The following is a 7920-nucleotide window of genomic DNA, read 5'->3' as shown; positions in this document are numbered from 1 at the left end:
GTAGGAGCTGTGTAGGAGCTGTCGAGTGCAACGAGGCTGCGATCTTGTCCCAGACAGTTGAGTCTCAAGCGAAAGATCAAGATCAAAAGATCGCAGGCTTCGCCAGCTCCTACATAGCCCAGCGGGAGCAAGCTCCCTCGCCACGGGGTCGGGGTAAATTCGGATCAGCGCTCACGCATCGCCTCGGTCCGCGCCTTCAATACCGGCTTGAGCAAGTAATCCAGGACACTTTTCTCCCCGGTGATGATGTCCACCGTCGCCACCATCCCCGGAATGATCAACAAGGGTTTGGCATCTCCGCCCAGGTGGTTTTTGTCGGTGCGCACCTGGATCAGGTAGAAGCTGTTGCCCTTGTCGTCGGTAATGGTGTCGGCGCCGATCAGTTCGAGCTTGGCGCTCAGCCCGCCATAGATCGTGTAGTCGTAGGCGCTGAACTTGACCATGGCTTTCTGGCCCGGGTGCAGGAACGCCACGTCCTGGGGGCGGACCTTGGCTTCGATCAGCAGGTTGTCTTCCAGGGGCACGATTTCCACCATGTCGTTGCCCGGCTGCACTACACCGCCGATGGTGTTGACCTTCAGTTGCTTGATCACCCCATGCACCGGCGAGACTACGGTGGTGCGGGTCACGCGGTCGTCGATGGCGATGCTCGAGGCGGTGATTTTCGACAGTTCGGTGCGTTTCTCGTTGAGGTCCTTGGCTGCCTCGGAGCGAAAGGTCTGTTCCGATTCGTCGATCTTGCTCTTGATCTCGTTGATCGCCGATTCGGCCCGGGGAATGGCCAGGGTGGTGGCGTTGAGCGAACCGCGGATTTCCACCGCGCTGCGTTTGAGCCGCAGGATCTCCACCGGCGACACCGCCCCGGTGCGTACCAGCGGGGCGGACATGTTCATTTCTTCTTGCAGCAAGGCCAGGGCTGAGCTGAACTGGCCTTGCTTGGAGCGAAACTCCGCCAGTTCCTGGGTCTTCTGCCGCAGCTGTTCGGTCAGGGTGCGTTGTTCGCTGGCCAGGCGCCGTTGCCGTTGTTCGTACAGTGAGCGCTCATCCTCGGCCACTTGCGGGGCCTTGGCGATCACCTCGGCCGAAAGATTGAATGGCCGGCCCTCGGCCTCGGCCGACAGGCGCTCGACCTGAGCGGTCAAGGCATAGCGGTCGGCCTCGCTTTCGCCCTTGTTCGACAGGAAGCGCGTGTCGTCCAGGCGCAGCAGGGTGTCGCCCTTGTTCACCATCTGGCCTTCACGGACGAATATCTCAGTGACGATGCCGCCCTCCAGGTTCTGGATCACCTGGATCTTGCTCGACGGAATCGCCTTGCCTTCGCCGGTGGTGACTTCCTGCAACACCGCGAACTTCGCCCAGACCAGCCCCGTGATGATCAACCCGGCGGCCAGCCACACGGTCACCCGCGAGCGGCGGGGCGAATCCTGCAGCGTGGCGCCGGCGGTTTCCGGCATGAACTCGCTTTCGGCGCTTTTGCTGAAACTGCCGAAGTAGCTTCGGGCGGCTGAATCCGGTGTTTGAGCAGACATGGGGCGGTACCCGTCAGTGAGAGAAAATAAAGCCAAACACGATTATTGCAATGAGGCAGAACACTGCTTTTGTGGCGAGGGAGCTTGCTCCCGCTGGGTTGCGAAGCAGCCCCAAAAACCATTCACCTCGGTGTAACAGGTAGATCGCGCGGGCAGGTTTTACGACGGCTGCGCCGCCGAGCGGGAGCAAGCTCCCTCGCCACAAGTGTTAACTATGTCCCCGAACCAAACAGGGGGATGTGTTGGCAGCTATACCGCCGCGGAGCCCACCCGGCCCTTGCGCAGCGCATCTATCACCGCTTCCTTCGGCCCATCGGCCACAATCCGACCGTTATCCAACACCACCAGGCGGTCCACCAGGCTCAGCATCGAGGTGCGGTGGGTGACCAGCAGCACGGTCTTGCCCTGTACATGGGTGTGCAGCTTTTGGCGCAAGACGTCTTCGCTGCTGTTGTCCATGGCGCTGGTGGGTTCGTCCAGCAACAGGATCGGCGGGTCGAGCAGCAGGGCCCGGGCCAGCAGCACGGCCTGGCGTTGGCCGCCGGAGAGCAGTTGCCCGCGCTCACCCACTGGGCGGTCGAAACCTTGGGGATGTTGGCGCGCCAGTTCGGTGACACCGGTCAGTTCTGCCACTTCCAGCATGCGCGCGTCGCTGATGTAGCGGGCGCCCAAGGTGAGATTGTCCCGCAGGCTACCGGCCAGCAGCGGCAGGTCATGGGCGACGTAGCCGATCTGTTGGCGCAGGTCGGCGACGTCCAGTTGCCGCAGGTCCAGGCCGTCGAGCAGCAACTGGCCTTCCTCCGGCGCATAGAAACCCATCACCAGGCGCGCCAGGGTGCTCTTGCCCGAGCCACTGCGGCCGATGATCCCGACCCGTTCACCGGGTTTGAGGCTGAAGCTGATGTTCGCCAGCGCTGGGGTGCTCTGGCCGTTGTAGTGGAAGGTCACGCCGTTGACGTCCAGCGCGCCCTGCAATTGGGTGCGATCCAGCGGCCGTTGTTTGGCATCGCGTTCCTGCGGCAAGGCCATCAGGGCATCGGTGCTGCGCATGGTGAGCTGGGCTTGCTGGTAACGGGTGATCAGCCCGGCGATCTGCCCGAGCGGGGCGAGCACCCGGCTGCCGAGCATGTAGGTCGCCACCAGCGCGCCGACGCTGAGGTTGCCGGCGATGATGCTGTAGACCCCGGCGACGATGGTCGCCATGCCGGCCAGTTGTTGCAGGAACAAGGTGCCGTTGGTCGCCAGTGCCGAGAGGTTGCGCGCGTGGCTGTCCAGGCGGGTGAGGGCGCCGTGGGTGCTTTCCCACTGATGCTGGCGCTCGCTCTCGGCGCTGCAGGCCTTGAGGGTTTCCAGGCCGCCGAGGGTTTCGATCAGCAGTGCCTGGCGCTGGGCGCCCAGGGCCAGGCTTTTTTGCACGGTGTCGCGCAGGCGCACCTGGATGATCATCGCGAAGACAATGGTGATTGGAAACGCCACCACTGGAATCACCACCAGCCAGCCCCCCAACAGGCCGATCACCACCAGCATCAGCAGGGCGAAGGGCAGGTCGATCAGGCTGGTGAGGGTCACCGCCGTGAGGAATTCGCGCAGCCCCTGGAAGTCGTGGATGCTCTGGGCGAAGCCGCCGATGGTCACTGGCTTGGCCTTCATCGCCATGCCGGTGATGCGCTCGAACAGGGTGGCGGAGAGAATCACGTCGGTTTTCTTGCCGGCGGTGTCCAGCAGATGGGCGCGCACCACCCGCAACACCAGTTCGAAACCGGTGCCGATCAACAGCCCCACGGCCAGCACCCACAAGGTCGACGTGGCCTGGTTCGGCACCACGCGGTCGTAGGTCTGCATGACGAACAGCGGCACCATCAGGCCTAGCAGGTTGATCAGGAAACTCGCCAGGATTGCGTCGCTGTACAGCCAGCGCGACAGTTTCAAGGTGTCGCGAAACCACGCCTCGACCCGCGGCACCAGGGGCGAGCGCAGGTCTTCGAGTTCATGGCGCGGCCGGGCGAACAAGGCCTGGCCACTGTAGTCGAGGGTCAGTTCCTCGCGGCTGACCCACTGTTCGCCGCCGTCGGCTTCGCTGGGCAGGATCAGCGCCTTGCCGTCCTCGCCCCAGCGCCGCAAGACCGCACAGCGGCCCCCCGCCAGGATCAACATCACCGGCAGGTTCAGGGGTGAAATATCTGCCAGCTCGCGACGCAACAGCCGCGCCTGCAAGCTTGCCCGGGCCGCTGCGCGCGGCAGCAGGTCCAGGCTCAAGCGTTGGTGCGCCATAGGAAGCCCGGCGCTGAGGCTGGCGCGACTGACCGTCGCACCATGGAGTTTGCAGAGGATCAACAGACCGTCCAGCAAAGGATCATCGAAGTTCAGGCGCGGGTCAGCGCTCGGGGTTGTGGGTTCCATGCTGGTCACGTCGGTTGCTCCCATATTTTTTCGAGGGGGCTACTTCAGTTCCGGCAGCCGAGCCTGGTTCTTGACTTCGGTCTGCGCGACCGTATCGGCCGGCAGCACGATCCGTTGTTTGTGCAACAGCAGGCCCATGTTCGCCAGCACCCGGTACATCGAGTACTCCTCGGTGTAACGCACCTCGGTGTAGCGACGGTTGGCGTTGTACAGCTCGTTTTCGCTGTCGAGCAGGTCGAGCAGGGTGCGCTGGCCGAGACCGAACTGATCCTGGTACGCGGCGCGCACGCGGGCGGTGGTGTCGGCATATTCGCGGGCGGTGGGGGTCTGTTTGCGGGCGTTGAGCATCGCGTTCCAGGCCAGGCGCGTGTCTTCGTTGAGCTGGCGCAGGGCATTGTTGCGGATGTCCATGGCCTGGTTGATCTGGTGGGCGTTGGATGCCAGCCGCGCCTTGTCGCTGCCACCGCGGAACAGGTTGTAGTTCATCACCACGCCGACCCGCCAGTTGTTGTCGTGGCCTTCTTCGCCACCGATGTTGTTATTGGCGCCCACCGCCGCCTCGGCGTCGAAGCGCGGGTAGAACGGCGACTTCGCCACTTCGTACTGGCTCTCGGCGGACTGTATGTCGGCCTGGGCCGATTTCAGGTAGGGGTTGTTATCCACCATGCTTTGCTGGGCTTCGCGCAGGTCGGCAGGGAGTTCGCCTTTGGTCGAGGGCGGCGCTTCCAGTTCATCGGGCATGCGCCCGACCACGCTGTAGAAGTTCGCCTCGGCGTCGGCCAGGTCGACCTGGGCGGTGTCGTAGTTGTTTTCCGCCAGGGCCCGACGGGCGTTGGACTGGTCGGAGTCGGCGTTGCTGCCCACCCCACGTTCGGTGCGCAGGCCGATCTGGTCGTTGACCCGCATGTGCGCTTGCAGGTTGTTCTTGGCCAGGGTCACCAACTCGCGGCGCTTGAGCACTTCCAGGTAGACCTCGATGGTGCGCAGCGCCAGATCCTGGGCGGTGCCCTGGGCGTAATAGGCCCGGGAGTTGACCACGCCCTGGGTGCGCTCCACTTCATTGGCGGTGTTGAACCCGTCGAAGATCATCTGCCGCAGGCGCAGCTCCGATTGGGTGTAGGTCAGGATATTGGTGTGGTGATTGCCCAAGGCCCGGGTGTTGGTGTTGTCGCTATAGCCACGACCGTAACCGCCATTCAAATCCACCGATGGGAAAAAGCCCCCTCGGGCGACTTTGACGTCTTCATTGGCCGACAGACGGCTGTCCACCCGTTGTGCCAGCTCTGGGTGAGTGGCAATGGTGCTCTGGATCGCCTCGGTCAAGGACATTGCCTGCGCCTGAGAAGAGCAGGCCATGGCCAGTAAAACCGCGCTGCAGAGGGGGGTTAGAACGCGCATGGGGTGCATCTCCTGAGGTCTGTAGTGCTTCGCTTGTCGCCAAAATGTTGACGTTTTAAAGATCAAAACCGTTTCAACCTTGTAACAACACAGCTAAGAACATCCTGAGCAAAACCTAAGAAGAATTTCTCATAACGATTATTTCGAAAAAAACTTATGTGCTTGAAAAAAACCGGCACATTGTTCAAAGCGAAAGCCTTTGAATCTGCGGGTTTCGACGGATTTTAGGCGTCAATAAAAGTTCCATGCAGATGTTTAAGCAACGTGAAGAAGTGTCGAAAGGGCGATCTGTGAGGTGGTTTTTGGTGACGGTTTTTTGTCGTTTCGGCGAATTGCCAGCACCTTCTGCTTTCACGAAAGCTGGCAGATTTTCCAGCTTTTTGGGTCGCCAAACCTGAGGACGGATTCTTCACCCAGACAGGTGCCGATTGCGGTCGGCAACGGAGGAAATGCACATGGCAGCGCTCATCGGTATCGTCAGCAAAGTGGTCGGGCAAGTTTTCGCAGAAGCGGCCGGTGGTCTGCGGCGGCCTCTGGTCGAAGGCGATCGGCTTTATGCCGGCGAACACCTGGTCACCGGTGCCGAAGGGGCCGTGGCTGTTCATATGCAAAACGGCCAGACGTTGACCCTGGGCCGCGAAAGCAACCTGACCCTGACCCCGCAGTTGCTCGCCAACCACGTGCCTCATGTCGACACGCCTGACGCGGCGACACCGAGTAACGCGCAACTGACCGATGTGCAAAAGCTGCAGCAAGCCATCGCCGCCGGTGCCGACCCGACCCAGACCGGTGAAGCCACGGCCGCCGGCCCCGAGGGCGGCAACCCGGGGGGCGTGGGCGGTGGGCACAGTTTTGTGCTGCTGGAAGAAGTCGGCGGGGAGGTCGATCCGCTGATCGGTTTCCCAACGGCCGGGTTCAACGGGATTCCCGAGTTTCCACAGCTGCGCCTGGCCGGTGATCCGGACAACACGGGCGACAATGCAACCGTGCCGCCGGTGACACCGGATAACCCGGTGACCCTCGACGGGGTCAATGTCGAGGGCGGCGAACTGACCACCAACGAGGCCAATCTGGCCGATGGTTCGGCCAGCAATGCGGGGGCGCTGGTGCAAAATGGCACCTTCACGGTTTCCGCGCCTGACGGGCTGAGCAGCCTGAGCATCGGCGGTATCAACGTGATCAGCGGCGGTGTGCCCGCAGGCTTCCCCCAGACAATTACATCGCCTCTGGGCAACACGTTGACCATCACCGGCTATGACCCGGCCACGGGCGTGGTCAGCTACAGCTACACCCTGACGGACAACGAAACCCATCCTGCCGGTGGCGGTGCCAACAGCATCACCGAGCAGTTCCCGGTGGTGGCCGTCGACACCGACGGCGACACGGCCACCGGCACCCTGGACGTCAACATTACCGATGACGTGCCCCAGGCGATCGACGACAGCCACGCCAACACGGCGTCGGAAACCCTGGTGACCCTCACCGGCAACGTATTGCCCAACGACCATCAGGGCGCCGACCGGATCCCCACTGGTCCCGACAGCGGGCCGATCATCGGCGGGACGTTCACCGGCACCTACGGCACCCTGGTGCTCAACCCCAACGGCACGTACACCTACACCCTCAACACCAGCGACCCGCAATTCGTCGCGTTGCATGGCGGGGGCAGCGGCACCGAGACGTTCACCTACACGCTGACCGATGCCGACGGCGACACCAGCACCGCGAACCTGGTGCTGCAAGTGCACAACAACGACGACCCTGTGGTGTTGGTGGGCCTTGATGCCGAGGGTGGTGAGCTATCGCTGCAGGAGAAAAACCTCAGCGACGGCAGCAGCCCGGATGCACCGGCGCTGACCCAAAGCGGCACCTTTACCGTGACGGCGTTGGACGGTGTGCAGACCCTGAGTGTTGGCGGCATCAACGTCGTCACCGGTGGWGTAGCAGCTGGTTTTCCACAGTCGATTACCACCGCGCTGGGCAACACCCTGACCATCACCGGCTACAACGCCACCACCGGCGTGGTCAGCTACAGCTACACCTTGCTGGATAACGAAGCCCATCCAAACGCCAACGGCGCCAACAGCCTCAGCGAGCAATTTTCGGTCGTCGTCACTGATGACAACGGCACCACCGCCAACGGCAACCTGGATGTGAACATCGTCGACGACTTGCCTAAAGCGGTAGACGACAGCAACGCCAGCACGGCCTCAGAAACCCACCTGACCCTGGCTGGCAGCGTGCTGACCAACGACACCCAAGGTGCGGACCATGTGGCGTCCGGTCCAATCACCCCAGGYACCTTCACCGGCACTTACGGCACCCTGGTACTCAACGCCGACGGTTCCTACACCTACACCCTCAACACCGCTGACGCCGATTTCAAAGGCTTGCACGGCGGTGGCGATGGCAGCGAAACCTTCACCTACACCCTGACCGATGCAGACGGCGACACCAGCACCGCGAACCTGGTGCTGCAAGTCCATAACAACGACGACCCAGTGATCATCACCGGCCTCGACACTGACGGCGGTGAGCTCACGGTCCAGGAGAAAAACCTCAGCGACGGCAGCAGCCCGGATGCATCGGCGCT

At 62.5% G+C, this 7920-nt stretch carries 4 protein-coding genes; 1 reads left to right on the top strand and 3 read right to left on the bottom strand.

Annotated features, from left to right (window positions below; all coding sequences use genetic code 11):
- Window positions 1–164: 164 nt before the first annotated feature.
- The 3 genes from AB4Z20_RS27835 to AB4Z20_RS27825 form a co-directional block, all read right to left on the bottom strand.
- Window positions 165–1529, bottom strand: coding sequence for an HlyD family type I secretion periplasmic adaptor subunit (locus AB4Z20_RS27835; RefSeq protein ID WP_253472342.1), 1365 nt, complete (start codon window positions 1527–1529; stop codon window positions 165–167).
- 249 nt (window positions 1530–1778) lie between these two features.
- Entirely contained in the window at window positions 1779–3938 is a 2160-nt protein-coding gene (locus AB4Z20_RS27830) for a type I secretion system permease/ATPase (RefSeq protein ID WP_214512018.1), read from the bottom strand.
- 30 nt (window positions 3939–3968) lie between these two features.
- Window positions 3969–5327, bottom strand: a complete 1359-nt coding sequence (locus tag AB4Z20_RS27825; RefSeq protein WP_214512017.1) for a TolC family outer membrane protein — start codon at window positions 5325–5327, stop codon at window positions 3969–3971.
- A 455-nt stretch (window positions 5328–5782) separates the two neighbouring features.
- Between AB4Z20_RS27825 and AB4Z20_RS27820 the strand changes: the two genes are divergently transcribed.
- The coding region (locus tag AB4Z20_RS27820; protein ID WP_442091201.1) for a retention module-containing protein at window positions 5783–7920 on the top strand (2138 nt) is incomplete at its 3' end.

Origin of the sequence: Pseudomonas sp. KB_12 (assembly GCF_052114545.1) — a bacterium.
GTDB lineage: Bacteria > Pseudomonadota > Gammaproteobacteria > Pseudomonadales > Pseudomonadaceae > Aquipseudomonas > Aquipseudomonas brassicacearum.
Note: the sequence above shows the minus strand (reverse complement) of the source record. Positions and strands in the feature narration are given on the sequence as shown.

Bases quoted from the DNA above. Each gene is read 5' to 3' on its own strand.
- AB4Z20_RS27835 (WP_253472342.1), bottom strand. From the start codon at position 1,529: ATGTCTGCTCAAACACCGGATTCAGCCGCCCGAAGCTACTTCGGCAGT.
- AB4Z20_RS27825 (WP_214512017.1), bottom strand. From the start codon at position 5,327: ATGCGCGTTCTAACCCCCCTCTGCAGCGCGGTTTTACTGGCCATGGCC.